Consider the following 26224-nt stretch of genomic DNA (forward strand, 5'->3'; position numbering starts at 1 on the left):
TGCGGTGCGCCGCGCGGCGGTGCCCAGACTCGCTGTGCTTGAGATCGAGGAGTCCGGGGTACCGAAAGCTATGCCGAATGTGGGGCAAGTCATCGGAGACCGTTACCGCCTGGTCGAAAGCATCGCCAGCGGCGGAATGGGTGACGTGTGGCGGGCGGTCGACGAAACCCTCGACCGCTGCGTGGCGGTCAAGATGCTGCAACCTCGGTTGGCTACCGACGGCGGCTTCGGTGAGCGGTTCCGGCGCGAGGCGCGGGCCATGGCAGCTCTGCGTCACCCAGGTGTAGCCCAGGTCTACGACTACGGTGAGGTGTCCCAGTCCGGAGCGCCGGTCCTCGCGTACATCGTGATGGAATGCGTGCAGGGGCAGCCCTTGTCGGAGCGGATCGCCGAGGTCGGCCGGCTGGACGTGGCCGAGACGATGTCGATCGCGGCGCAGGCCGCCCGTGCCCTGCAGGCCGCGCATGACGCCGGTGTCGTCCACCGTGACGTCAAACCCAGCAATCTGATCATCGAGCCGGACGGACACGTCGTACTCGTCGATTTCGGTGTCGCGGTGACGCGGGAAGCGACGAGCCTGACCGCAGCGAACCAGATCGTCGGCACCGCCCTGTACATGGCACCCGAGCAGGTTGCGAAGAACGAGACCACACCGGCGATCGACATCTACGCGCTGGGGGCTGTCGCCTACCACTGCCTCGCCGGGCGGCCGCCGCACCAGGGCGAGAATGCCGTCGCGGTGGCGCTGCGGCATCTCGAAGAGGAACCGTCACCACTGCCCGAGGACGTTCCGGCCGAGGTCCGGCGTGTGGTCGCCACCGCGATGGCCAAGGAGCCCGCAGACCGCTTTCCGACGGCAGCGGCCATGGCCGGGGCGGCGCAGGCACTCGCGGCCCCGTCCGACCACCTGCTGTCCACCGCGACCGGGGCGACCGAGATCGGGGTGCGGACCGAGGTCACGGATGCCCGGCGGTCGGCCCCCGGTGGCACGGTGAGCCGGGCCGTCACTCCTGGGCCCAGAGCGCTCGCGGTGCTTCTCGGATCGTTGGCCGCCGCGGCTGCCGTCCTGGTTCTCGCCGATCCCATCGGGATCATGCCCGGCCCGGCCGGGCGCCCGTCGACGCCTCCCGCGGTGCCGCCCGCGGTGTCGCCAACGGTGCCGTCGCAGCGGGAACCGGGCCCCGGCGTCGGCGGCGGTGAACCAGCCACCCGCAGTTCTGCGGGCCTGCCGGTCCGAGCGCCCGGCTCCCCGACCCCGACGCCCACCCGGGCCGAGGGGACGGTGGATCCGTCGACGCCGTCCGGTGGAAGCACTACGGATGCGCCCGGTCCCACCGCGTCCGAGAGCGCTCCTGCGGAGCCGACGGAAGCCCCGACGGGTGGAACGACAGTGGCGCCGACCTCGGGGACGACGGAGGACCCCGCGGCGGACCCAACCTCGGACCCGTCGGCGGAGGACCCGTCGGCGGAGGAACCGTCGGCGGAGGAATCGACGGCCGGAGGCGAGACCGCGCTGCCGCGGGCGTAGCGGACGGCGGCGAAGACCACGGTCCTGTGACTGGACCGTGCCGCAAGATCCGCCTTTGCTCCGCACCCGCGCAAGCGCCATCCAGCTGTAGGCCGGTGGTGCCTCGGCGGGCGCAGAGCAAAGGGCACATCGAGCGGGGTCGGCCCGTGGCCGCCATGGACGCCGAGGCGGACGGGGGTTGCCTACGCAACGCAGACTGGCGTGGCGACCGAGGCCGCCACGCCAGTGGTGCGATGTCAGGAACTGATCGGCGTCAACTGGTGCGACAGCTGATCGTCGGCCAGTTCCAGTTGCCGTTGGCCATGATCGTTACGCCGAAGTTGTTGCCGTTGCCGTTCGGCGTCGCGGTGACGGTGCCGCTGTTGCCGTTGACGGCGGCGTTCCAGCTGTTCTGAATGCTCTGACCGCCACCGAGGCCGAGGCTGACGACCCAGTTGTTGGTGCCGCTGACCGCGACGTTGAGGTTGAACCGGTCACCCCACTGCTGGCCGGCGGAGATCGTCGCGTTGCAGTTTCCGGTCCCCGGGTTGCCGGTGGGGGGCGGGGTGGTCGGGTTGCCGCCGCCGCTGCCCTCCCGGACGGTGATGTCGGAGCTTCCGCTGCTCTGGTAACCCTCGGTGGCCATGACCTGGTAGCTGTGGTTGGTGCCGAGGTTCAGGCCGGCCCGGGCCCAGGCGTCGAAGTGGTTGGCGGTGGTGATGGTGCCACTCGAGCGCTTCTGCTGGCGGACGCTCCAGAACTGGTAGAACGTCTGGTTGCCGTCGATCGACGGGGCGTTGACCCGCTGGCTGCGGAGGATGTCGTAGGTGCCGCCGTCAGTGGTGACCGTGCCCATCCGGGTGGCGCCGCTGCTCGGGTTGTAGCTGCCGAAGTTCTCCACCACGTAGTACTCGATGAGCGGGTTGCGCGTCCATCCGTAGAGGGCGAGGTAGGTGTTGTTGTTACCCGGGTTGTAGCTGCCCGAGTAGGTGACCGTCCGACGGTTGCCGGTGGCCCAGCCCTTGCCGCCGACCCAGTTGTTGGTGCTCCTGTCCCAGCTGCTGGTGTATCGGCCGTCGGCGCGCAGCGTCATGCTGGCGTTGCCGCTGTCCTTCCAGAACGAGAAGTAGTACCCGTTGTGCGTGCCGGTGAGGTTCGACGTGAGGGTCCGGTCGGCCTCGGCGTACGCGTTGGTGGCCGTCATCGTGCCGGCGACGGCCACGACGGCGGCGCATGCGGCGCCCAGGAGCAACCGCATGCGGCCGCGGCCTCTCGGTTTGGTGTGGCTGGTGTCGGTCATGGAACTGTTGCCTCCTCTGACGGCTGGCGGGGGCCAGCGGCGCGGTACGCCTCGGCAGGCTGCCGGTGGTCGGGTAACGGCCACGGCGTCGTACCGCTCGGTGGTGGTGGTGGGCCGGTCGTCCTGCACGACGACCGGAGAAGTGGGTCGTGGTGGCTGGTGCTGACGACAATCGAGCGCCGTCGATGGCGACCGTATTAACCCAGCCGTCGACTTGTCAACAATTTCCGGAAACGGCGTGGCAACACCGCCGTCATCGCCGGAGCGGCATCCATCCAGGTCAGTAGTCGATCAGAGTCCAGGGCGGTCACCGCGGCGTCGCAACAGCCGAACACCGGTCGGGCTGAGGGCTGCCGGAAGTTCCGGAGACTTTCCGGACCAGGTGGCCTGGCCGTGGCCAGTGGCACGGGCAGACGCTCCCGTTGCTCGAGCGGTCAGCGACGCCGCAGGGCGTTGAGCCGGGCGGCCTGGCGGGTCAGATGGTCGCGTTCGGCGAGGTTGGGGGCCTGCTGGGCGGCCTCGGCGTACAGCCGCGCCGCCGTTGCCGGATCGCCGTCGCGCTCGTGCAGGTACGCCGCCACGGCCGTGTACCGGGGCAGCGCGTCGTCCACCGCCGCGAGCGCCGTCAGGCCGGCCCGGGGGCCGTCGGCCTCACCGACCGCCACCGCGCGGTTGAGTCGGACGACCGGGTTCGCGGTCAGGCGCCCGAGTTCGTCGTACCACTCCACGATCTGCACCCAGTCGGTCTCCGCGGCGGTCGGCGCGTCCGCGTGCAGCGCCGCGATGGCCGCCTGGGCCTGGAACTCGCCCAGTTGGTCGCGGGCCAGGGCTGCCAGCAGGATCTTGACGCCCTCGGCGATCGACCGGGTGTCCCAGCGGCTGCGGTCCTGCTCGGCGAGTGGCACCAGGCTGCCGTCGGGCGCGGTCCGGGCGGCGCGCCGGGCGTGGTGCAACAGCATGAGGGCGAGCAGCCCCGCCACCTCGGGGTGGTCGATCGCGGACGCGAGCTGCCGGGTGAGCCGGATGGCCTCGGCGGCGAGGTCCACGTCACCGGAGTAGCCCTCGTTGAAGACCAGGTAGAGGACGCGCAGCACGGTGGCGACGTCACCGGGTCGGTCGAAGCGCAGCCCGGAGACGGTGCGCTTGGCCCTGCTGATGCGCTGCGCCATGGTCGCCTCGGGCACCAGGTAGGCGTGGGCGATCTGCCGGGTGGTCAGCCCGCCGACGGCGCGCAGCGTGAGCGCGACCGCGGACGAGGGCGTCAGCGACGGGTGGGCGCACAGGAAGTAGAGCTGGAGCGTGTCGTCCACCGTGGGAGCGGGCCCTGGCGCCGGCTCCTCGTCGACGAGATCCTCGCGCCGACGGCGAGCGGCGTCGGCCCGCGCCGCGTCGAGGAACCGTCGCCACGCCACAGTGGTGAGCCAGCCCTTCGGGTCGCGCGGCGGGTCGGCCGGCCAGACCCGGACCGCCTCGACAAGGGCGTCCTGCACGGCGTCCTCGGCCGCCGCGAAGTCGATTCCGCGGCGGACGAGGATCCCGAGGACGCTCGGCGTGAGGCTGCGCAGCAGCGTCTCGTCCATCGGGGCCGTCACTCCGTGATGGTGGGGGGCTCGCTCAGGAACGGGCGCAGCTCCAGCCACTCGTGGATCGGCTTCCCGCCCGCCCCGGGAGCGGCCGACAGCTCCCCGGCCAGCTCGACGGCCCGGTCGTAACTGTCGACGTCGATCACCATCCAACCGGCGATGAGATCCTTGGTCTCGGCGAAGGGACCGTCGGTGACCGGCGGGCGGCCCTCGCCGTCGTACCGGACGAACGTCCCCTCGGGGGCGAGTGCCTGACCGTCGACGAACTCTCCGGTGCCCTCGAGTCGGGCCGCGAAGTCGCGCATGTACTGCATGTGGGCCGAGATCTCCGCCGGGGTCCACTGGTCCATCGGCACGTCGTTGACCGCGGCCGGGGCGCCCCGGTAGTGCTTGAGCAGCAGGTACTTCGCCATCGTGATGCTCCTCGGTGCTGGCTGTGACCCATCGTGGTCACGTTCACTCCGGGGACGAAGCCGGTCGGCACTTCTCGACATGGCTGTCCGATTTTTTTCCTCCCGCAGGTTAACCTCGGGTGAATCGTCCGCTGTCGGGGCACCTCGGGCGGGGCAAAATTTGATTCGTTCCAAAATAGTGAGCTAGTGTTCGTACCCGTGATGTCCGACTTCGAGGCGCAGCTGCGGGCCGTCTCGTTGCGCGTGACCCGGCCCCGATTGGCGGTGCTCGCGGCGCTACGTGACCACCCGCACGCCGGCACCGACGCGGTGATCGCGCTGGTCCGCGCGGATCACCCCACGGTCTCCCACCAGGCCGTGTACGACGTGCTGCGCGTGCTCACCGATGCCGGCCTGGTGCGGCGCATCCAACCGGCCGGGGCGACCGCCCGCTACGAGTCCCGGGTCGCGGACAACCACCACCATGTCGTCTGCCGCTCCTGCGGCGCCATCGCCGACGTCGACTGCGCCGTCGGTCACGCCCCCTGTCTCACCGCCTCGGGCGACCACGGTTTCGTGGTCGACGAGGCGGAGGTCGTCTACTGGGGCAGCTGCCCCGACTGCGCGACCGAACGCACGCCCCAGAGATCCGCAAGCTCGGAAGGAAGTACATGAGCGACACCCAGGACAACGGCCCCGTCAGTGCGCAGGGCGTGGACCAGAAGGCAGCTGCCGGCTGCCCGGTCGCGCACGACTCAGTGACCGCGCACGGCAGCGAGAGCGAGAACCCGGCGATCGACTCGCCGACCCCGAAGACCGGCGGTCGTCCCCGCACCAACCGGGACTGGTGGCCCAACCAGCTCGACCTGTCGGTGCTGCACGCCCACTCGTCCAAGGGCAACCCGCTGGGCGAGAACTTCAGCTACGCCAGGGAGTTCGCGAAGCTCGACGTCGAGGCCCTCAAGCGCGACATCGTCGAGGTGCTCACCACCTCGCAGGACTGGTGGCCGGCCGACTTCGGCCACTACGGCGGCCTCATGATCCGGATGAGCTGGCACTCCGCCGGCACGTACCGCATCGAGGACGGTCGCGGTGGCGCGGGCGACGGCGGTCAGCGTTTCGCTCCGCTCAACAGCTGGCCGGACAACGCCAACCTGGACAAGGCCCGCCGGCTGCTCTGGCCGGTCAAGCAGAAGTACGGCCAGAAGATCTCCTGGGCCGACCTGATCGTGCTCGCCGGCAACGTCTCCCTGGAGTCGATGGGCTTCAAGACCTTCGGCTTCGGCTTCGGTCGCGAGGACGTCTGGGAGCCCGAGGAGATCTTCTGGGGTCCCGAGGACACCTGGCTGGGCGACGAGCGCTACGCCTCCGAGAAGGAGATGGCGGCCGGCGTCGGCTCGACCGAGATGGGGCTCATCTACGTCAACCCGGAGGGCCCGCGCGGTAACGCGGACCCGGCCGCGGCGGCGCACTTCATCCGCGAGACCTTCGGCCGGATGGCGATGAACGACGAGGAGACCGTCGCCCTCATCGCCGGTGGTCACACCTTCGGTAAGACCCACGGTGCCGGCGTCGCCGACAACCACGTGGGCCCGGAGCCCGAGGGCGCTCCGCTGGAGGCGCAGGGCCTGGGTTGGCTGAGCACCCACGGCAGCGGAAAGGGCGCCGACACGATCACCAGTGGTCTCGAGGTGACGTGGACCGACGTGCCGACGCAGTGGAGCAACCGCTTCTTCGAGATCCTCTTCGGCTACGAGTGGGAGCTCACCACCAGCCCCGGCGGTGCGAAGCAGTGGGTCGCCAAGGACGCCGAGGCGATCATCCCGGATCCCTTCGACCCGGCGAAGAAGCACCGGCCGACGATGCTCACGACCGACCTGTCGCTGCGTGTCGACCCGGCGTACGAGAAGATCTCCCGCCGCTTCCTGGAGAACCCCGACGAGTTCGCGTTGGCCTTCGCCAAGGCGTGGTACAAGCTGCTGCACCGCGACATGGGCCCGATCGAGCGCTTCCTCGGGCCGTGGGTGGCCGAGCCGCAGCTCTGGCAGGACCCGGTGCCGGCCGTCGACCACGAGCTGGTGGGCGACGCCGACATCGCCGCACTCAAGGCGAAGGTCCTGGAGTCCGGTCTCACGATCGACCAGCTGGTCTCCACCGCCTGGGCCTCTGCCGCGAGCTTCCGGCACACCGACAAGCGCGGCGGTGCCAACGGGGCGCGCATTCGCCTCGAGCCGCAGCGCAGCTGGGAGGTCAACCAGCCCGAGCAGCTGGCCACCGTCCTCGCCACCCTTGAGGGGATCCAGCAGGAGTTCAACTCCGCTGGCGGGGCGACCATCTCGCTCGCCGACCTGATCGTGCTGGCCGGTTCGGCCGCCGTCGAGAAGGCGGCGCGGGACGCCGGCGTCGAGGTGACAGTGCCGTTCCGGCCGGGCCGCACCGACGCGACCCAGGAGCAGACCGACACCGATTCCTTCCGGGTCCTCGAGCCGCGCGCCGACGGTTTCCGCAACTACCTTCGCGCCGGCGAGAAGACCCAGCCGGAGGTGCTGCTCGTCGACCGTGCCTACATGCTCAACCTGACCGCGCCCGAGATGACCGTCCTCATCGGCGGTCTGCGCTCCCTCGGCGCCAACGTCGGCGGCAGCCAGCACGGTGTGCTCACCGACCGGCCGGGCGTGCTCACCAACGACTTCTTCGCCAACCTGCTCTCCCCGGGCACCCGGTGGAGCGCGTCGAAGTCCGACGAGCACGTGTACGAGATCCGCGACCTGGCCACCGATGAGGTGAAGTGGACCGGCACCGCGGTCGACCTCATCTTCGGGTCCAACTCGCAGCTGCGCGCCCTCGCCGAGGTCTACGCCAGCCAGGACGCCCGTGACAAGTTCGTGGCGGACTTCGTGGCCGCCTGGACCAAGGTCATGGAGCTCGACCGGTTCGATCTCGCCTGACAGGTACCACCGACGAGCCCCGGCCGATCCGCACGTGATCGACCGGGGCTCGTCGCCCTTTGCGTGCCGTTCGACGCGGGACCAGCGCCGTCCACCTTGATGTCACCCCCGGTGCCATTCCCTTCGCGACGAATCCCATGGATGATTTTCCTGTCTCATTGATCAGCTGGCGGACGGGCCCTTCCATGGCAAGGTGTTGACCCTGCCCGGGCGGCGGGCGCGGACCTAGTCACGCAGGGAGTCAACGTGGCCCATCCCGACCTGCAGGCCGAGGACGTGGACCAGCACGCCGCAAGCCCTGCGATACCCCGGCAGCGGGTAGTCCCCGCCCGGCGGTCCCGAGCGGGCGTCGCCGACAGCGCCGTCGCCTGGCGACCGCTGCGGATCGCGATGATCGGCCAGAAGGGGATGCCGGCGACCTACGGCGGGATCGAACGGCACGTGGAGGAGATGGCCAGCCGGCTCGCCAGCTACGGGCACGAGGTCACCGTCTACTGCCGCCGGAGCTACGGCGAGACACCCGCCGACGGCTACCGGGGCGTACGGCTGCGTCAGACCCACACGATCGCGAGCAAGCACCTCGACGCCATCGTGCACGCGGCGACCTCGACCATGGCGGCGATGGCCGCGCGGCCCGACATCGTGCACTACCACGGGCTCGGGCCGGCCCTGGTCGCCCCACTTCCGCGTGCCCTGTCCCGGGCGCGCGTGGTGTTGACCGTGCACGGGCTGGACAATCAGCGGGGCAAGTGGGGGCTCGCCGCGCGGGCGGTGCTGGGCAGCGCCCACTGGTTCAGCGGGTACGTCCCGCACCAGCGGGTGGCGGTCTCCCAGGGGCTCGCCGCCCACTACTCCGACCGGTTCGGCCGTCCCACGACCTACATCCCGAACGGCGTGAATCCGGCCCGACCGGCGCGGACCCGCCAGATCCAGGAACGGTTCGGGCTGACCCCCGGCGGCTACCTGCTGCTGGTCGGTCGGCTGGTGCCGGAGAAGGCGGCCGACCTGCTGATCCGGGCGTTCCGTCGGACCGAGACCCCGATGCGCCTGGCGATCGTCGGCGGGTCCTCGTTCACCGACGACTTCGTGGACCGGCTGCGCCGGGAAGCCGGGGCGGACGACCGGATCGTCTTCACCGGGTTCGCCTACGGTGACCTGCTCGCCGAGCTGTACGCCGGTGCCGCCGGCTTCGTTCAACCGTCCCGGTTGGAGGGACTGCCGTTGACGTTGCTGGAGGCGGCCGCGTACGGGCTGCCGGTGGTCGCCAGCGACATCGCGCCGCACGTCGAGGTGCTCAAGTCCGACAGCGCCGGCGGGCGGTTGTTCCGTGACGGCGACGAGGACGACCTGGTCCGGGTGTTGACGTCGCTGCTCGCCGACCTGCCGGCTGAACGGGCCGGTGCCGTGGCGCTGGGCGGGCGGATCACCAACAGGTACAGCTGGGACACCGCCGCCCGCGAGTTGGAGCAGCTCTATCTCCGGCTGGCCCCGGGGCCGGGCAGGCGGGCCAGGGCACGACCCGTGGGAGTCGCCCACTGACCGGGCGACGTTCGCCGGGAAGACCCCGGATCAGCCCCCCGGAGGACGGAGCAGTCGGTGCAACGGCCCCTTCTGCCGTCGAGGCGACAGGACTAGATTGAACCGATCTTGTGCCGGGAGGACATCGGTTGGCCGCGCCCGGCAGCGGCCGGGCAGCGCCGATTCAGTTCAGTGGGATCAGTGGAACAACACACGCAGCAGGTCACTCCGCTCATGACCAGGCGGCTCGACCCGACCCGCCTGCTCACCGGCGGAGCGGCGCTGGCCGCCGCGGTCGTGGCGGTGGTCGCGGGCGTCTCCATGGCGGCCGGTGACCGCAGGGGTGTGGTGCTGCCGCTCGCGGCGGTCGCGGGGATCGCGGTGGCCGTCCTCGCGCTGACCCGGTTCGCCGGGTACGTGCTGCTGATGCTCGCGGTGCGCTCCTGCGTCGACCTGTTCAAGCTGACCGGCCCGAGCGCCGGCCAGGCCGACTCCGCCGGAACGGCCCGGGCGGTGGACCCCTCCACCCTGCTCGCGGTGCTGTTCCTCCTCGCCGCCGGGCTCTGGCTGGCCGCGCAGCTCGGTCGGCACGGGCGGTTGCGCGGCTCCCCGCTCAGCTGGGCCATGCTGCTGGTCGGAGCCAGCAGCGTGGTCAGCGCCCTCGGTGCCAGCCGGCCGGCGAACAGCCTGTTGGAGGCGCTGCGGATCCTCACCGTGGTGGTGATGTTCGTGGTGCTGGAACAGCTCATGCCGGACACCGCGGCGATCCGCCGGGTCCTGCTCGCCTGCTACGCCTCCCTGGTGCTGGCGCTGGGCTACACCGTCGTGCTGTCGTTGCTCGGCAACCCGCCAGCCGAGGTGAAGGGCGACTTCACCCGGATCAGCGGCACGTTCAGCCAGTCGACCACGTTCGGCCGCTACCTGATGTTCATGGTGATCTTCGGGTTCGCGGTGTACCGCTTCCTGGATCGTCGCCTGCGGGCGTCCCTCGGGGTGCTGCTCGCGCTCTCGCTGCTGTTCCTGCTGCTCACCAACACCCGCAGCGCCCTGCTCGGCGCGGCGATCGGCCTGGTGGTGGTCGCCGCGCTGCACCGCAGCAAGCGGATGCTGGTCACCCTCTGCGTGGTGGCGGTCGCCGGGGTGGCCCTGGTGCCCGCCGTCGGCGAACGCTTCGCCCAACTCGGTACGTCGCGCGCGGTCGGCGGAGACCCGACCGGAAACACCCTGGCCTGGCGGATCGGCTACTGGACCGAGATCGTCACGCTCGCCGACCGGAACCCGGTGACCGGCATCGGGCCGAACATGACCCAGCGTGAGACCGACGAGGCGAAGAAGCCGCACAACGACTTCCTGCGGGCGTACGTGGAGACCGGGCTGCTCGGTCTCGGGGCGTACCTGCTGATGCTGTTCGCCTTTCTGCACACTGCCCGGACAGCGCTGCGGCGCGCGCCTCCGGGCAGCTTGGAGCGTGGCGTCGCCGTCGGGTTCACCGGCTGCGCCGCCGCGTTCGTGGCGGTCAGCGCCGCCTCCAACGTCATTTCCAACGTGGTCACCCTCTGGTACTTCGTCGCGTTCGCCGCGGCGGCCAGCGTGATCGCCCGCCAACCGGCTCCGAACCTGACCGGCGAGCAGCCACGAGGCACGTCCGTCCCGGTTTGACTGAACGACAGCATTGGGGAAAAAGTGGAGATCGTCGACTACCTGCGGGTCGCCCGGCGGCGCCTCTGGGTACTCGTGGGCGTGCCGGTGCTCGCCACCGGCGCCGCGGCCGCCATCGTCCTGTTCGCACCACAGCAGTTCAGCGGGACCGCGTACGTGGCGGCGCCGGCGCTCGTGGGCGGCGCGGCCGGGACGCAGTACACCGGTACGCAGGCGGCGAACCAGTTCGTCGCGGCGTTCGGCGCGGCGGTCACCTCGCCCCGCGTCCTCGCCGACGTGGCCGCTGACACCGGGGTGCCGCCGGAGCGGTTGCGCGACGGGCTCGCCATCACGCAGGTCGGCGCGAGCAGCCAGTTGGAGGTGACGTACACCGCCGGCGACCGGGCGACTGTCGCGCCGGTGCTGACCGCGACCACCACCCGGGCGCTGGCCTTCCTCTTCTCCTCCCAGGTCGGCATCGCCACCGGCGAGGTCGAGGCGGCCAACGCCGACGTCACCGCGGCGACCAAGGCGATCGGTGAGTGGGAGAAGACGAACAAGGTCTCCCAGCCGGACCGGATCTACCAGGCCACGCTGGGCGAGCTGACCAGCCTGCGCCAGCAGCAGCTCTCCATGCAGGCGGTCGGCAACAGCCGGGGTGTCGACGCGGCGACCGCCGCGATCACCGCCGCCCAGAAGAAGCTCGACGAGCTGGGGCCGAAGCTCCCCGACTACCAGGCCCTGCTCGCCCAGCGGGACGCGGCGACCAACGCCCTGTCCCAGGCGCGGGAAGGGTTGCAGGCGGCGCGGGCGCAGGCCCAGGCTGCCGATCCGAAGCAGGTGACCAGCATCGGCGAGGCGCACGAGGTGAGCCGGATGACGGAGCTGGTGCGCACCGCCCTGCCGGTGGGCGGTGCCGGTCTGCTGCTCGGGGTGCTGCTGGTGGGCGTACTCGAACTGCTCTCCCGGGGTCGTACTGCCGCCCGGCCGGTGGCCCCGGCGGCGACCACCGCGGCCCCCTCGGCGCCGGCGGAGACCGTGACCGCGGCACGGTCGTGACCGTCGGAGAACGGGCCGCCGGGTGCGCGAGGTGACCGGCCGGTCGTCGGCCGCGCCGGAGGCCGGCGACCAGCAGATACGCGGCATGGCCCGCGGCGGTGTGCTGAACCTGGGCAGCGCCGTGCTCAGCCAGGTGGCGCTCTTCCTGGTCATGCTGTTGCTGGCCCGGGTCCTGGGTGTACGCGAACTCGGCCGGTACGCCCAGGTCTACGCCGTGCTGTCGCTGCTGGGGCTGCTCTCGCTCTCCGGTTTCCGGGCCGGGCTGACCCGGTTCGTGGCGGTGCACCTCGCCGACGACGAGCCGGCCGCCCTCCGGGGCGCGATCCGCCTCGGGATCGGCATCTCGGCCGTGGCGTCCACAGTGATCGCCCTCGGTCTGGCGATCGGCGCACCGTGGCTCGCCGACGCCCTGCACGACCCGCAGCTCACCACCGGGCTGCGGTTGGCGGCGCTCTGCCTGCCCGCCGCCACCGTCTGCGAGGCCGCGCTCGCGGCCACCCGGGGATGGCGCACGCAACGGGCCTACGCGCTCATCGGCCAGGTCTACGAGCCGGGCGCCCGGCTGGTGCTCACCGCGCTGGCGCTCGCCCTCGGAGCGGGCCTGACCGGCGCGTTCTGGGCGCTGGTGGTGGCGAGCTGGAGCGCGGCCGGGTTCGCTCTCGTGGCGCTGGCGCGGATGGTGCGCCGGGTGCCCGCCGCCCGGCCCGCGTACCGGCCGGGCGAGCTGTTCCGGTTCTCCACAGTCAGCTGGGTCTCCTCGCTGTCGTCCACCGGGCTGATCTGGGTGGACGCGTTGCTGCTCGGCTTCTTCGACTACGGTCCCGACGCGATCGGCGTCTACCACGTGGCGACCCGGTTGGTCACGATCGCAGTGTTCGTGCTGGCACCGGTGAACGCCTCGTTCGGTCCGCACCTGGCGCACCTCTACCACCAGGGTCGACTGGACGAGGTCCGCCGGATCTACCGGGTCGCCACCGGTTGGGTGCTCCGGCTGTCGTTGCCGGCCTTCGTGGCGTTGCTGGTCTTCCCGGAGCAGTTGCTGCGGTTGGTCGGCGGGCCGGGTCTGGCCGGTGGTGCGGCGGTGACGGTGGTGCTGGCGCTCGGCCAGCTCGTCAACGCCGCCACCGGGCCATGCGGGACGCTGCTGAACATGTCCGGCCGGGTCTCGGTCAACATGGTGGACAACCTCGCGGCCCTGCTGCTCAACGTCCTGCTCAACCTCTGGCTCATCCCGGCGTACGGCATTCTCGGCGCGGCGGTGGCCTGGGCGGTGTCGTTGGCGGCGGTGAACGTCGCCCGGGTCTGGCAGGTGCGCGCGCAGGTGCACACCGTGCCGGTGACGGCGGGCATGGTCAAGGGCCTGGTCGCCGCGCTGGTCGCGATGGGCGTCGGCTTCGGTGTGCGGTGGTTGGTCGGGGGCGGGACCGGGCAGCTTGTGGTCGGTCTGGCCGCGATCGTGGCGGCGTACCTCGCCGTGGTGCTCGCCCTCGGGCTCAGTCGGGAGGACGTCATGGTGTTGCGCTCGGTGACCCGCCGAGGTGGTCGACGTGCCCCGGCCGACCCCGCCGACGGTGCCGGTGTGGGCGCCGGCCGCCCCGTGGTCCGCTCGTGACCGGCGTCGCGCGGCGTCAGGTCACCGACCGGCTGCGTCGGGGGGTACGCGCGGCGCGGGCCTGGGGACGCGCGGCCCGGCCGGGAGAGCCCGGCCCGCTGCCCGACTTCCTGGTGATCGGTGGGCAGCGCTGCGGCACCACGTCGCTGTACCACCATCTCGCCGCGCATCCCCAGGTCCGGGTGGCCAGCGGCAAGGAGTTGCAGTACTTCAGCGTCCACCATGGTCGGGGGGTGCGGTGGTACCGGGGGCACTTCCCGCGCCTCGCCCCGGGTGAGCGCACGTTCGAGGCGAGCCCCTACTACCTGTTCCATCCGAGCGTGCCGGCCCGGGTCGCGGCGACCCTGCCGCAGGCCCGCTTCGTCGTCCTGCTGCGCGATCCGGTGCAGCGGGCGTACTCGCACTACCTGCACACCCGCTCCTACGGCTTGGAGCCGCTGTCCTTCGCCGACGCGCTCGACGCGGAGGAGGAGCGGTTGGCCCGGGCAACGCGCGGTGGCCCGGACAGCGCCGCCGCGCACCGGGCGTTGCGTAATTATTCGTACGCGGCCCGGGGTCGCTACGCCGAGCAGCTGGACCGGTGGTTCGCGCAGGTCCCGCGGGAGCGGATCCACGTCGCCCGGACCGAAGACCTGCACACCGACCCGGCCGGCACGTACGGCGACATGCTGCGCTTCCTCGGCCTGCCGCCCTTCACCCCCGAGGCGTTCACCCGGCACACCCGTCGCGTCGACCACGGCGTCTCGCAGCTGACCCCGGCCCTGCGGGACCGGCTGGGCGAGTACTTCGCGCCGCACAACGCCCGCCTGACCGCGCTGCTCAACTGGCCCGACCCCTGGCCCGACCCCTGGCCCGGCTAGGGCACGGCGGTCACCGTCGGTCACCGCCGCCGAGGCGGACGCGGCAATGAGCGGTATACCTCAGAGGCATATTTATACCTCTGAGGTATACCGCTACCCGGCACATCGACATGCGGGCCAGCGAGCGCACGCTGGAGGTCGCGTAGGCGGTCGGGCCCTAGCGGACGGCGGCGAGGATCCGGTCCACCGGCTGGTCGGCGCGGAGCAGGACGGGGACGTCGGTCACTGTGGTGCCGCCGCCGGCCGCGCCGAGCGGGGAACCCACCGCCCCGGTCCGTCCGCCCGGTGTCGCCGGCACGCTCACCGGCGTGTTCGACGCCGACCAGAGCACCAGCGTGCTCGACCCGCCCCGGACGAACGCGACCCCGTGCAGCCTGCCGGCCACCGGGGCGGGCAGAGGGGTGACGGTGGCGTCCCGGGCCGCGTCGGCCAGGGCGGCCAGCATCCGGCCGGCGTCCCGTTCGGCGCCGTCCGGGTCGAGCAGGCCGTAGCGGACCTCGCTGCCGGCGGCGTTGTTCGGGTTGTACGCCAACGGCAGCCAACTGATCTCGCCGACCCCGCCGGCGACCAGCAGAGTGACCGTCTTGACCATCTCCGCCGCCCGGCTGGCCGGGTCACCGTCGCCGTCGCGCCAGAACTGCCCGACCTCCCACGCCTGGATCGGCACACCCGGCGGTGTGGTGGCGCGCAGGTAGTCCAGCAGCGGGGCCACCCCGCTGAAGTGCTCGTAGAAGTGCACCTGACGGACGTCGACGGTGCGGTCGGTCAGCAGCGACTCGGTCACCGCCAGGAAGCGCAGGCTGCGGCTGTTGGTCTCGGTGGCGAGCGCCCGGCGCAGCTGCGCCTCCCCGGTCACCGCCGGGATCTGCTGCCCCCGGGTGCCGACCCGGCGTTGGAAGTACGCCTGGTAGGCGGCGATGGCCTCGGGCACCCGACCGGCGCGTACCAGCCGGTCGGCGACACCCATGCCGTACGCGACGCTGCTGATGCCGGAGTCGACCACCCGCGCCTTCGGGTCGGTCGCGCGGATCGTCTCGGCGGCGGCCCGGACCAGCCGCGCGTACTCCTCGGGACTGCCGGCCCAGTAGCTCGGCGCGTTGACCTCGTTCTCGATGGCGTACTCCCGCACCCCGTACGGGCCGTAGCGCTGCACCACCGAGCGGACGAACCGCTGGTACGCGCCGAGGTCGGTGGGCATCGCCGACTCGGTCTTGTTCGCCGTGCCCCGGGTGTAGCGGGCGGTGCCACCGGTCGCCCAGCACACGCCGGTGCGGATCTTCAGGTGCAGTGTGATGCCCAGCTCCCGGCTGCGCGACGCGATCTCGTCCAGCCCTGCCCAGTCGGCCTGCCCCGAGGTCCGTTCGATCTCGCACCAGGAGATCTCCTCGTACGTCGCCGAACCGGCGAGCCGGCGCAGGTACGGCTCGAACTGCTTGTACCGCGACCAGTCCCAGTGCGCGCCGAACGGGTTGCTCACCTGGTCGGCGGTGCGCCCCGGCGTGCCGGCTCCGGGCGCCGCCGTCGCGGAGGGGGTGGCCGCCGGCGGCGGATCGTCGCCGCCGGCGGTGCAGCCGGCGGTGAGCAGAAGCGTGGCGGCGACGGCGGTGGCGACCGCGCGCAGCCGGCCGGGGCGGGTCACCGGTAGCCCAGCGCGCGCAGGGTCGGACCGGAGAAGACCCAGACCAGCAGGCGGAGGAACGGGTCGAGTTCGCGGCGGTAGCTGCCCACCCGGGAGCCGTAGATCGGCGCGGTGTCGCCCACGGCCGCGCGTCGTCGCTCCGCCTCGGTGGTGTACTTCTGGGCCACGTCGTGCTGCTTGCTGTCGTAGTCGAGGATGCCGTCCTCCCAGGGCTCGCCGAGGAACTCGAAGAGGCCCCGCATCGCCTTCTCCGGCTCGCTGACCGCCTGCTCGTACCGCAGCTCGTAGTAGCGGTCCGCCGGCAGGGTGGCGCCGACTGCCCGCGCGGCGCGGATGTAGCGCGGCCACTTCACCACGCACTTCACCGCCGACCAGTAGCCGAACCGTTTGCGGTGCGAGACCACCACGTCGCGTCCGTCCCGGATGAGGTGCACGATCTGGGCGTCCGGGAAGACCTCGGTGACGAAGTCGAGCGACATCGCGTACATCGGGGTCTTGTCGGCCCACCGGGTCTTGCCCCGCGCGGCGGCGTAGTCGGCGTGCACGCCGCCGAAGAAGTCCCGGATCCGGCGCAGCCAGTCCTCACGCGGAAAACCGAAGCGGGCCAGGCGTTCCCAGTCCCGGCCGACGATCCGTCGCAGGTCCGGCAGGAACCGGGTCTCCGGGCCGCAGCTGATCCGCGAGTGCGAGTCCAGGACGAGGCGCACCATAGTGGTGCCCGACCGCTGGCAGCCGACCAGGAAGATCGGCGCGGTACGGGTTCCGGTGTCAGCCACTGTCGACCGCCTTCGTCGTCTCAAATCGGGCATCGGCCGCGGCGCGGTCGAGCCGGTCGGTCAGCTCGTCGCAGCGGGCCCGGACGCCCGGGTCGATCGGTAGCCGACGGTGGCCCGCCGCGCCGTGCGACGCGCGTGGGGCGATGTGCGCGTGCAGCCGGGAATGGTAGGGGAAGTCGAGGAAGGCGCAGAGCCGTCGGAGCTGCGCGGCGGGCTGCGCGACCAGGCTGTCGTAGCGGCAGAGCAGCACGTCGGCCCGCCGGTCCAGGCCGAGCTGGAAGAACAGCGAGTTGCGGACGTACCAGAACAGCGCCGCGCCGCTGTGCGGATCCAAACTCCGCGGGTCGTGGGCCCTGACCAGCTCGACCGTGTCGGCGTCGAGGCGTTGCCCCTGCCACCGGCGGCCGATGCTGCCGTCGGCGATCGCGCGCAGGGCCCGCAGGTTCGCGTCACCGAACTTGGCGACCTCGGAGCGGGCCCGGTCATCGACGTCGCGGTAGACCCAGAGCGCGCGCCCCGGCGCCACCCCCGGCAGGGCCAGCAACTCGTCCACGCGGTGGCTCTCACAGAGCGGCTTGACCAGGACGTACGCGTGCCGGCTGCGGTGGAGGGTAGCGGTCAGCACCGGATCCGGGCGCAGTTGGAAGCGGTGGAAGAGGGTGCTGTCGTTCTCGTTGCGGACCTCGACCTCGGGGGCGGCGTCCAGGCCCCGGACCAGCATGTTCGTGCCGGAGCGTTGCAGACCGACCAGGTAGACGGGCATCGCCGAGCCGGGCGTCCGGCCGTGCCGCCGTCGCCAGCGTCGCTTCGCCAGGGCGATGCCGATCCGCTCGACCGGGTTGAGGCGGTCCTCCTCGATCAGCCGTCCGATCCCCTCGGTACGCGCCCAGCGCAGATGCCGCCGGACCCGCCGCGCGGTGTACGCGAGCGCGGAGACCTCGTCGTCGGCTGCCACGGTCCTCCTCGTCGGACACCGGCCCGGCCCCGCACCAGAGCGGGTGCGACCGGCGGCAGCCAGGCTATCGGGAGATCATGGTGGGAGGCCAGGCCGCGGACCGCACGGGCAGACGAAGATCACCCGTTCAGCCACATGCGAAACGTGAGCTGGACTCGCCGACCTGCCCTGCATACCGTGGGCCCTGGCCGGGGCGGGCAGACCCCGGTCATCACCTCCGGGCCCGGTTCGCCCGATCGATGTGAGCAGGGCGAGTCGATGCGCGTGCTGCATGTGAACAAGTTCCTCTACCGCCGTGGCGGCGCGGAGGGGTATCTGCTCGATCTCGCCGACCTGCAACGGGCTGCCGGCGACACGGTCGCCTACTTCGGCATGAGCCACCCGGAGAACGAGTCGCCCCTGCCGTACGCCGCGCGGTTCCCGTCCGAAGTGGAGTTGGAGCCGGCGCCGAGCGGGGTGCGGCCCCGCGCGGTGGCCGTCGGCCGGATGCTGTGGTCACCGACGAGCCGCCGCGGACTGGCCCACGTGATCGACGACTTTCGGCCGGACGTGCTGCACCTGCACAACATCTACCACCAGCTCTCCCCGTCGGTGCTCGCCGCGGCCCGCGCCGCCGGTGTGCCGTGCGTGCTGACCATGCACGACTACAAGCTCGCCTGCCCGAGCTACCAACTGCTGGACCGGGGCCGCCCCTGCCAGGCGTGCGTCACCGGTGGCCCGTTGCAGGCGGCCCGTCGCCGCTGCAAGGACGGATCGCTGTCGCGCAGCGGCCTGCTCGCCGTCGAGTCCTGGTTGCACCGTCAGCTCGACGCGTACGACCCGGTGCAGCTCTTCGTCAGCCCGAGCGGGTTCCTGGCCGACGTGATGCGCCGCGCGGGTGTCTACCCGGACCGGTTGCGGGTGGTCAACCACTTCGTCGACCTGACCGGCGTCGCGGCCAAGCAGACGCCCGGCGGCGGTGTCGTCTTCGCCGGCCGGCTGGCGCCGGAGAAGGGTGTCGACGTGCTGATCGAGGCGGCCGCCGCGTTGCCGCCCGGAGTCAGCGTGGACATCGCCGGAGACGGCCCGGCCCGCCCGGAGTTGGAGGCGCTCGCCGCGCGGCGGGTGCCCGGCCGGGTCCGGTTCCACGGCCGTCTCGACAAGCCGCGCCTGCACGAGTTGATCCGGTCGGCGGCGGTGGTCGCCGTTCCGTCCCGGTGGCACGAGAACCAACCGATGGCGGTGCTGGAGGCGTTCGCCTGCGGTGTGCCGGTGGTCGCCACCGACCTGGGCGGGCTTCCCGAGCTGATCGAGCCCGAGCTGGATGGCCACGTCGTCGCCGCCGATGCGCCGAGGGCCCTCGGCGACGCGCTGAACGACCTCCTGGCCGACCCCGAACAGGCGTACCGGATGGGCCGGGCCGGCCGGGCGAAGATCGCCGCCCAGTTCGCCCCGGACCGGCACCTGGAGCGGATCCGTGGGCTGTACGCGGAGGCCGCCGAGGCGCTGCCGTCGCGCCGGCGGGCCGGCCGGGCCACCACCGGTGGGGGAGCGGCCCGGTGAACCCGGTACGGGTGCTCTACCTCGCCGGCAGTGGTCGCAGCGGCAGCACGCTGGTGACCACGGTCCTGGGACAGCTGCCGGGCTTCTTCGCGGCGGGCGAGCTGCGCTACCTGTGGCGACGCGGCATCCTGGAGAACCGACCCTGCGGCTGCGGCTCCCCGGTCGCCGACTGCCCGCTCTGGGCCCGGGTGCGCGCCGACCTGACCGACGCCGACCCGGCCGGGATCGCCGCCCGGTTGGCCCAGCGGCTGCGGCTGCGCGGATTACCCGCACTGCTGCGCCGCCAGCGTCGGGGACAGCCGCCGGTCGCGGGCCACCCCGACGACACGCAGCTGGCCCGGCTCTACGCCTCGATCGCCGAGCACGCCCTGGCCAACCGGTCGGACGGTGTCATCGTCGACTCCTCCAAGCTGCCGCCGTACGGCGCCCTGCTCGGCAGCCTGCCCGGCATCGACCTGTACGTCCTGCACGTGGTGCGCGACCCGCGCGCCACCGCGTACTCCTGGCGTCGCCGACGCCCGCTGGACGGGCGCGCCGACGATGAGCTGATGAGCCGGCCACCGGTCGGCAAGGCCGCGCTGCTCTGGCTGGTCTGGAACACCGCGACCGTACGACTGTGGGGCGACCGCCGCCGTGCGCCCGGCCGCTACCTGCGGCTGCGGTACGAGGACTTCGTGACCGACCCGGCCGGCGCCACCGCCCGGATCGCCCGCTTCGTCGGCGCGACCCCCGACGAGCTTCCGTTCCCGACACCGGCAACGGTGCGGCTCACCCCCACCCACTCGGTGGCCGGCAATCCGTCGCGGCACCGCACCGGGCTGGTCGACGTGGTCGCCGACACCGAGTGGCTGACCGGGCTCCCCACCCGCGCGTACGCCGTGGTGACCGGGCTGACCGCCGTGGCCCTGACCCGGTTCGGCTACCCGTTGCGCCGCCCGACGGTCACCTCTCCCGCCGCCCGCCTCGCCGCGGACCCGGCCGTCTCCCCGTCACCGGCCACCCGGCAGGAAGGCTGAACGATGCTCTCACTGGTGGTGGGCACCGGTCGCTGTGGTTCGACCCTGGTCCAGGAGTTGCTCTCCCGGCATCCCGCGGTCGGCTTCGTCTCCGGCCTGGACGACAAACTGGCCCGGCTCAACCCGAAGGGCAGGTTCAACGGCGCGCTCTACCGGCGTTCGGCGCCGCGCCCGGCGGGGATGACCTCGCTGCGACACAGTCGACGGTTGCTGGAGCGCGGCCGGCTCCGGGTGGCGCCGTCGGAGGCGTACCACCTGCTCGACCGGCAGGTGCTGGCCGGCTTCTCCCGACCGTGTCGGGACCTGGTGGCCGAGGACCTGACCCCGTTCGTGGCCCGGCGGCTGCGGGCCTTCTTCGACGAGCGGATCGCGCGGCAGGGCTGTCAGCAGTTCGTGCAGCACGTCACGGGGTGGCCGCGGACCGGCCTGCTGCACGCCGCGTACCCGGAGCTGCGGGTGGTCAACGTGGTGCGCGACGGCCGGGCGGTGGCCAACTCGTGGCTCCAGATGGGCTGGTGGGACGGCTGGCGCGGGCCGGACAACTGGATCTACGGCCCGCTCCCGTCCGACCTGCGCGAGGAGTGGGCCGAGTCCGGTCGCTCCTTCCAGGTGCTAGCCGCGCTGGGCTGGAAGATGCTGATGGACGCCTTCGCGCAGGCCCGGCTGCGTCACCCGGCCGACCAGTGGCTGGACGTGCGCTACGAGGACCTGGTTGAGCAGCCGCGCGAGCAGGTCGGGCGGATGCTCGACTTCCTCGGCCTGCGTTGGTCGACCGCCTTCGAGAAGGGCTTCTCCCGGTACGACTTCACAGTGGGCCGGGCGGAGGCGTACCGGGACGAACTCAGCCCGGCGCAGCTCACCGCGATCGAACGGGTGCTGGAGAAGCCGCTGGCCGAGTGGGGCTACCCGGTCTAGGGGCGTCTGTCGCCGTCCTCGCTATCGACGGACGTCACGGGGGGCGGCTAATCTTTGGCCCCACACCATCGATGTGAGGAGATGCGATGGCGCGCCGTACCGGCCGACCCTCCTACCAGTTGGACAAGGCCGATGTGCGTCACCGCCGCACACTGCGCTTGGTGGCCGGCGCGTGCGTGATCGCACTGGTCACCGCGTTGCTGGGTGGGCTGATCGGTTACCAGTTGGGCCGCCCGGACGCGACCGAGGCGACCATCGCGAGCATCAAGCAGAACGACGCGAAGCGGGACGCTCAGCAGATCGTGGAGCTGATCGAGACGGCCCGCCGCGTTCGCGACCAGGTCGCCCCGGTGCTGGCCGCCATCAAGACGGAGACGACCGCCGGACGTGCGCCCGACCCGGCGCAGGCGCGCCAGTGGCAGGGTGTCATGCGCCAGGCGGCCGAGCCGTTCGCCGACCCGCCGTCGGGGACCACCGCCACCAACGTGGCGCGCGGAGGTTTGCGCGGAGCGGTCCAGCAGGCGTCGCTGGCCGTCGACGCCTACGCGCTGGCGGCCGGCGTTCCGGCCGCGCAGCGTGCGGCACTGCTGGACGTCACCGCGCGGCAGGCGGCCGAGGCCGCGACGATCTGGTCGGTCGCGGCGACCCAGCTCGACCAGATCAGCGTCGATTCCGGCCAGGGCCACCAGCATGTGTTCCTGGACACAGACCCCCACGAAGGGGCCCTCACCCCGGACGGGGCGGCCGAGGGAACCGGTGGCTGAGGCACCTTGCGGGGCAAGTGTCGGGTTTGCCGGCAGAGGTCGGCGTGCCGGGTCGGCCGAGCGGTCACGGCGTGATCTATGGGCGACCCGCCGGATCGGGTACGGTCGCTTATCGCAATGTCTATGAACCAGATTGGCTTTCCGTGCAATGGAAGCCGAATCGGAGGGACACAGCCGTGAGGTTCCCAAGCGCCGTCCGTCAGGCCGGCCTCGTCGTGGCCGTCGCCGCCCTGGCGTTGACCGCGGGTTGCGCGAAGAAGGACGACAGCGAGGTCCAGGCGAGTGGCGTCAAGCTGGTCGCGGCGGGCAAGCTGACCGTCTGCACCCACCTGCCGTACCCGCCGTTCCAGTCCAAGGACGCCAGCGGCAAGGTGACCGGCCTCGACGTCGATATCATGGACCTGGTCGCCAAGGAGCTCGGCGTCGAGCAGACGATCATCGACACCCCGTTCGAGGGGATCAAGTCCGGCCAGGACCTCAGCACCGGCAAGTGCGACGCGGCCGCCGCCGGCATGACCATCACCGAGGAGCGGCGGAAGGTGGTCGACTTCTCCGATCCCTACTTCGACGCCACCCAGGCGATGCTGGTGAAGACCGGCAAGACGTACAAGTCGCTCGACGACCTCAAGGGCAGGAAGCTCGGCGTCCAGGCGGCCACCACGGGTCGTGACTACGCCAAGAAGCTCGAGGCGGAGAAGGGCCTGAAGCTTGTCGAGTTCGAGGACCTCGCCGCCCTCCAGCAGGCCGTCTCCAACGGCCAGGTCGAGGCCGCCATCAACGACCTGCCGGTCTGGACCGAGTACCTGAAGGAGAACCCGGGCGGGTTCGAGGTGGCCGCCGAGTTCGACACCGGCGAGCAGTACGGCTTCCCCGTCAAGAAGGACACCAACCCCGAGTTGCTCAAGAAGATCAACGAGGTGCTGGCCAAGGCCAAGCAGGACGGCACGTACAACACGATCTACGAGAAGTGGATCGGTAAGCAGCCGAGCGCCTGAGCGCCACGCACTACCGGAGGGCGCGCGTCCCGCGCGCCCTCCGACGTCGGTAACCTCCGGGAAGGCAACGAGCGAACGTGAAGCTGCGACGCCGCCAGCGGGAGCGGCTGTCCCTCGGGCTCCAGTACCTGGTCTTCATCGCCATCATCGCCACGGTGCTCGTCGCCGCGGACTGGGACAGGTTGGCCGACGCGTTCTTCCGCGTCGACATCATCAAGTCGATGTTCCCGACGATCATCACCGTCGCGCTGCGCAACACCATCCTCTACACGCTGGGCGCGTTCGCCTTCGGCCTCGTCTTCGGCACCATCCTGGCGCTGATGCGCCTGTCCCGGGTGGCGCCGTACCGCTGGGTGGCGACGGCGTACATCGAGCTGTTCCGGGGTCTGCCCGCGCTGCTGGTGCTCTTCCTCGTCGGGTACGGCATCCCGATCGCCTTCCCGGAGCGCGAGATTCCGGGCGGGGTGTTCGGTTCGATCGCGATCGGCCTCGGGTTGACCGCCGCGGCGTACATGGCGGAGACGATCCGGGCCGGCATCCAGGCCGTGCCGAAGGGGCAGATGGAGGCGGCGCGGACCCTCGGCATGTCGCACTTCACCGCCATGCGCACGATCGTCATCCCGCAGGCGTTCCGGATCGTGATCCCGCCGCTGACGAACGAGCTCATCCTGCTCACCAAGGACTCGTCGCTGGCCTACGTGCTCGGGGTGACGGCGCAGACGATCGAGATCACCAAGTTCGGTCGGGACATGCTCAACGACCGGGTGAACGCGACCCCGCTGCTGGTGGCCGGCCTCGCCTACCTGGTGATCACCCTGCCGCTGTCGCAGGTGGTACGACGCCTCGAACTCCGCTACGCCAAGGCTCGGTGACCCCGATGACGACCACGCCCTCCCGCCCCGCCGTGGAGATCCGCGACCTGCACAAGTCCTTCGGGCCACTCAAGGTGCTCAAGGGCATCGACTTCGAGGTCGGCCAGGGCGAGGTCGTCTGCGTCATCGGGCCGTCCGGCTCCGGCAAGTCGACCCTGCTGCGCTGCGTCGACCTGCTGGAGGAGCCGACCGCCGGCAAGATCTGGGTGAACGGGGTCGAGATGACCGACCCGGACGTCGAGATCGACGCGGTCCGCCGCGGCATCGGCATGGTGTTCCAGTCGTTCAACCTGTTTCCGCACCTGACCGTCCTGAACAACCTCACCATCGCCCAGCGCCGGGTGCTCCGGCGAGGTCGGGCCGAGGCCGAGCGGATCGCTCGCGCCAACCTGGAGCGCGTCGGGCTGACCGACAAGGCCGACGCCTTCCCGGCGCAGCTCTCCGGTGGGCAGCAGCAGCGGGCGGCGATCGCCCGGTCGCTGTCGATGGAGCCGAAGCTGATGCTCTTCGACGAGCCGACCTCCGCGCTCGATCCGGAGCTCGTCGGCGACGTGCTCACCGTCATGCGCAAGCTGGCTGAGGACGGCATGACGATGATGGTGGTCACCCACGAGATGGCGTTCGCCCGCGACGTCGCCGACCGGGTCGTCTTCATGGATGGTGGCGTCGTGGTCGAGCAGGGGCCGCCGCAGGAGGTGCTGGGCGCGCCGAAGCACGACCGGACCCGCGCGTTCCTCTCCCGGGTCCTCGACCCGACCCACGTCGCGCAGCTCGGTGGGCCCGACCAGTCGCCGGGCGCGCCCGACTAGCCGTTCGTGCGGGCGCATGACGCACGACCTGGACGAGCAATTTTGAGGTACCTGGCGGCCTTCACCGTGCGGTCGGCCAGCCTGCCAGGTCGATCTGCCGACAAGCGGCATCCACTCCGACCAAGGTGACCGGCCCAGCCACACTCCGCCGAGGGCACAGGTCGGCGTCCGCGGCCAGAGGTAGCGAGCCTCGCAGCGCGCCCCACACAACACCCACGCCACGGCCGAAACGTCGACGTCGGCCTAGCCGCGCCCCCGGCGATGCGTGTCAGCTTCATGTCAATCGACCGACGTCGTGATGTCAAGGTAATCTTCTTGCAATCAGACCTGTACTTTCGTCAATGGATTACATAAGTTGCTGTTATCCATCGAAAGTTCTGAGTCTTCCGAGCAAAGTCCGCGACGAGCCTCACCCTCAGTCGTGCCACCGCCCCCGAGCTCGGCGGTCGATGCACCCTGCCCTCGTCGCGTCTTCGCCCGGTCGGGAACGGAGACCCATGGACGATCACGCTGGTGGCCCTCACCGCCACCTGTCCCGCAGATCGCTGATCGCCACCGGCGCGCTCGCCGCCGGGGCGTTGGGCGCGTCCGCCCCAACGATCGGCACCGCGTTCGGTGGCAGCCCCGCCCGGGCCGCCGCGGGTGTCACCAAGAAGATCACCATCTACGCCGAGCAGTTGCCCGGCAACCTGTTCGGGTACGGCCTGGCGCCCGGTCAGGCCACCGTTCCGGGCCCGATCCTGGAGATGTACGAGGGTGACACGCTGGAGATCACCCTGGTCAACACCACCAACCAGCGGCTGTCCATCCATCCGCACGGGGTGGACTACAGCACCGAGTCCGACGGCAGTCCGTTCAACGCCTCGTTCAACAACCCGGGTGAGACGCGGACGTACGTCTGGCGCTCCCACGAGATGGTGGCCGCGGCCGGTCGGCGGTACATGCCGGGCAGCGCCGGCTACTGGCACTACCACGATCACGCGATGGGTACCGACCACGGCACCGGCGGTGTCGCGAAGGGACTGTACGGAGCGCTGATCGTCCGGCGACGTGGCGACATCCTGCCGTCGAAGCAGTTCACGGCCGTGTTCCACGACATGATGATCAACAACAAGATGGCTCCGGCGACCCCGATGTTCGAGGCGAACCTGGGCGAGCGTGTCGAGTGGATCGCCATCGGCCACGGCAACCTGTTCCACACCTTCCACCTGCACGCGCATCGCTGGGCGGACAACCGCACCGGGATGTTGGAGGGGCCGAGCGACCCGAGCCTGGTGGTCGACAACAAGGACCTCAACCCCGGCAGCTCGTTCGGTTTCCAGGTGCTGGCCGGGGAGGGCGTCGGACCCGGCGCGTGGATGTACCACTGCCACGTGCAGACGCACTCCGACGGCGGCATGGCCGGGATCTTCCTGGTGCGCAACGCCGACGGCAGCATGCCGCCGGGTGCCGAGGAGGCGATCCACCGGTTCCAGGGCCACACCCACACGCACGGAAGCTGACCGAACCGAAAGTGGGGACGGG

At 71.3% G+C, this 26224-nt stretch carries 22 protein-coding genes; 16 read left to right on the forward strand and 6 right to left on the reverse strand.

The genetic code is table 11. The features are described from left to right. Positions 1-136 precede the first annotated feature (136 nt). Positions 137-1528, forward strand: a complete 1392-nt coding sequence (locus tag MED15_RS19430; RefSeq protein WP_244220512.1) for a serine/threonine-protein kinase — start codon at positions 137-139, stop codon at positions 1526-1528. Between the two features lie 253 nt (positions 1529-1781). Here MED15_RS19430 and MED15_RS19435 read toward each other — a convergent pair whose 3' ends face one another. The 3 genes from MED15_RS19435 to MED15_RS19445 all read right to left on the reverse strand — a co-directional run bounded on the left by MED15_RS19435 (position 1782) and on the right by MED15_RS19445 (position 4803). Then, a complete protein-coding gene (locus MED15_RS19435) occupies positions 1782-2807 on the reverse strand; it encodes a glycoside hydrolase family 11 protein (RefSeq protein WP_112584449.1) in 1026 nt (341 codons plus the stop codon). 434 nt (positions 2808-3241) lie between these two features. Next, positions 3242-4387: an RNA polymerase sigma factor gene (locus MED15_RS19440; protein ID WP_112726217.1), complete on the reverse strand. Its 1146-nt coding sequence runs from the start codon at positions 4385-4387 to the stop codon at positions 3242-3244. Between the two features lie 8 nt (positions 4388-4395). Further along, entirely contained in the window at positions 4396-4803 is a 408-nt protein-coding gene (locus MED15_RS19445; protein ID WP_112584450.1) for a YciI family protein, read from the reverse strand. 198 nt (positions 4804-5001) lie between these two features. Between MED15_RS19445 and MED15_RS19450 the strand changes: the two genes are divergently transcribed. From MED15_RS19450 to MED15_RS19480, 7 genes are all read left to right on the forward strand, one after another. Then, entirely contained in the window at positions 5002-5457 is a 456-nt protein-coding gene (locus MED15_RS19450; RefSeq protein WP_279616384.1) for a Fur family transcriptional regulator, read from the forward strand. Beyond that, complete coding sequence (gene katG, locus MED15_RS19455; RefSeq protein ID WP_112736515.1) at positions 5454-7730, forward strand: catalase/peroxidase HPI; 2277 nt, start codon at positions 5454-5456, stop codon at positions 7728-7730. Before MED15_RS19450 ends, katG begins: the two co-directional genes overlap by 4 nt. A gap of 246 nt (positions 7731-7976) precedes the next feature. Then, the gene (locus MED15_RS19460; protein ID WP_112726219.1) at positions 7977-9269 is read left to right on the forward strand and encodes a glycosyltransferase family 4 protein; all 1293 of its coding nucleotides are present in this window, start codon (positions 7977-7979) and stop codon (positions 9267-9269) included. A 180-nt stretch (positions 9270-9449) separates the two neighbouring features. Continuing rightward, the gene (locus tag MED15_RS19465) at positions 9450-10907 is read left to right on the forward strand and encodes an O-antigen ligase family protein (protein ID WP_112736517.1); all 1458 of its coding nucleotides are present in this window, start codon (positions 9450-9452) and stop codon (positions 10905-10907) included. 24 nt (positions 10908-10931) lie between these two features. After that, on the forward strand, positions 10932-11945 hold the full coding sequence (locus MED15_RS19470; RefSeq protein ID WP_112584457.1) for a Wzz/FepE/Etk N-terminal domain-containing protein: 1014 nt from the start codon (positions 10932-10934) through the stop codon (positions 11943-11945). Positions 11946-11967: 22 nt separating this feature from the next. Continuing rightward, positions 11968-13557, forward strand: coding sequence for an oligosaccharide flippase family protein (locus tag MED15_RS19475; RefSeq protein WP_112726220.1), 1590 nt, complete (start codon positions 11968-11970; stop codon positions 13555-13557). Next, positions 13554-14417, forward strand: a complete 864-nt coding sequence (locus MED15_RS19480; protein WP_167457685.1) for a sulfotransferase family protein — start codon at positions 13554-13556, stop codon at positions 14415-14417. The genes MED15_RS19475 and MED15_RS19480 overlap by 4 nt, the downstream gene beginning before the upstream one ends. Before the next feature lie 157 nt (positions 14418-14574). On the opposite strand, the gene MED15_RS33545 is transcribed toward MED15_RS19480, so the two are convergent. The 3 genes from MED15_RS33545 to MED15_RS33550 are packed head-to-tail and all read right to left on the reverse strand — an operon-like array spanning position 14575 to position 17787. Beyond that, complete coding sequence (locus MED15_RS33545; RefSeq protein WP_112584460.1) at positions 14575-16056, reverse strand: hypothetical protein; 1482 nt, start codon at positions 16054-16056, stop codon at positions 14575-14577. Then, positions 16053-16832 (reverse strand): sulfotransferase family protein, encoded by a 780-nt coding sequence (locus MED15_RS19490; RefSeq protein ID WP_167457686.1) that lies wholly within the window; start codon positions 16830-16832, stop codon positions 16053-16055. Before MED15_RS19490 ends, MED15_RS33545 begins: the two co-directional genes overlap by 4 nt. After that, the gene (locus MED15_RS33550; RefSeq protein WP_167457687.1) at positions 16825-17787 is read right to left on the reverse strand and encodes a sulfotransferase; all 963 of its coding nucleotides are present in this window, start codon (positions 17785-17787) and stop codon (positions 16825-16827) included. The genes MED15_RS19490 and MED15_RS33550 overlap by 8 nt, the downstream gene beginning before the upstream one ends. A 258-nt stretch (positions 17788-18045) precedes the next feature. On the opposite strand from MED15_RS33550, the gene MED15_RS33555 reads away from it, so the two are divergent. The 8 genes from MED15_RS33555 to MED15_RS19530 all read left to right on the forward strand — a co-directional run bounded on the left by MED15_RS33555 (position 18046) and on the right by MED15_RS19530 (position 26202). After that, a complete protein-coding gene (locus MED15_RS33555) occupies positions 18046-19329 on the forward strand; it encodes a glycosyltransferase (RefSeq protein WP_167457688.1) in 1284 nt (427 codons plus the stop codon). Further along, on the forward strand, positions 19326-20345 hold the full coding sequence (locus MED15_RS19500) for a sulfotransferase (RefSeq protein WP_112736523.1): 1020 nt from the start codon (positions 19326-19328) through the stop codon (positions 20343-20345). Before MED15_RS33555 ends, MED15_RS19500 begins: the two co-directional genes overlap by 4 nt. Positions 20346-20348: 3 nt before the next feature. After that, a complete protein-coding gene (locus tag MED15_RS19505) occupies positions 20349-21260 on the forward strand; it encodes a sulfotransferase family protein (protein WP_112736525.1) in 912 nt (303 codons plus the stop codon). Positions 21261-21346: 86 nt separating this feature from the next. Further along, positions 21347-22024 (forward strand): hypothetical protein, encoded by a 678-nt coding sequence (locus tag MED15_RS19510; protein ID WP_112697801.1) that lies wholly within the window; start codon positions 21347-21349, stop codon positions 22022-22024. A 176-nt stretch (positions 22025-22200) separates the two neighbouring features. Continuing rightward, complete coding sequence (locus MED15_RS19515; RefSeq protein ID WP_112584467.1) at positions 22201-23019, forward strand: basic amino acid ABC transporter substrate-binding protein; 819 nt, start codon at positions 22201-22203, stop codon at positions 23017-23019. 77 nt (positions 23020-23096) lie between these two features. After that, positions 23097-23891, forward strand: a complete 795-nt coding sequence (locus tag MED15_RS19520; RefSeq protein ID WP_091406922.1) for an amino acid ABC transporter permease — start codon at positions 23097-23099, stop codon at positions 23889-23891. 5 nt (positions 23892-23896) lie between these two features. Next, positions 23897-24700, forward strand: a complete 804-nt coding sequence (locus tag MED15_RS19525) for an amino acid ABC transporter ATP-binding protein (protein ID WP_112584534.1) — start codon at positions 23897-23899, stop codon at positions 24698-24700. A 497-nt stretch (positions 24701-25197) separates the two neighbouring features. Further along, positions 25198-26202, forward strand: a complete 1005-nt coding sequence (locus tag MED15_RS19530; protein ID WP_091406920.1) for a multicopper oxidase domain-containing protein — start codon at positions 25198-25200, stop codon at positions 26200-26202. Positions 26203-26224 lie beyond the last annotated feature (22 nt).

This window comes from Micromonospora noduli, from assembly GCF_003264475.1.
In the GTDB taxonomy this organism is placed as follows: Bacteria; Actinomycetota; Actinomycetes; order Mycobacteriales; family Micromonosporaceae; genus Micromonospora; species Micromonospora noduli.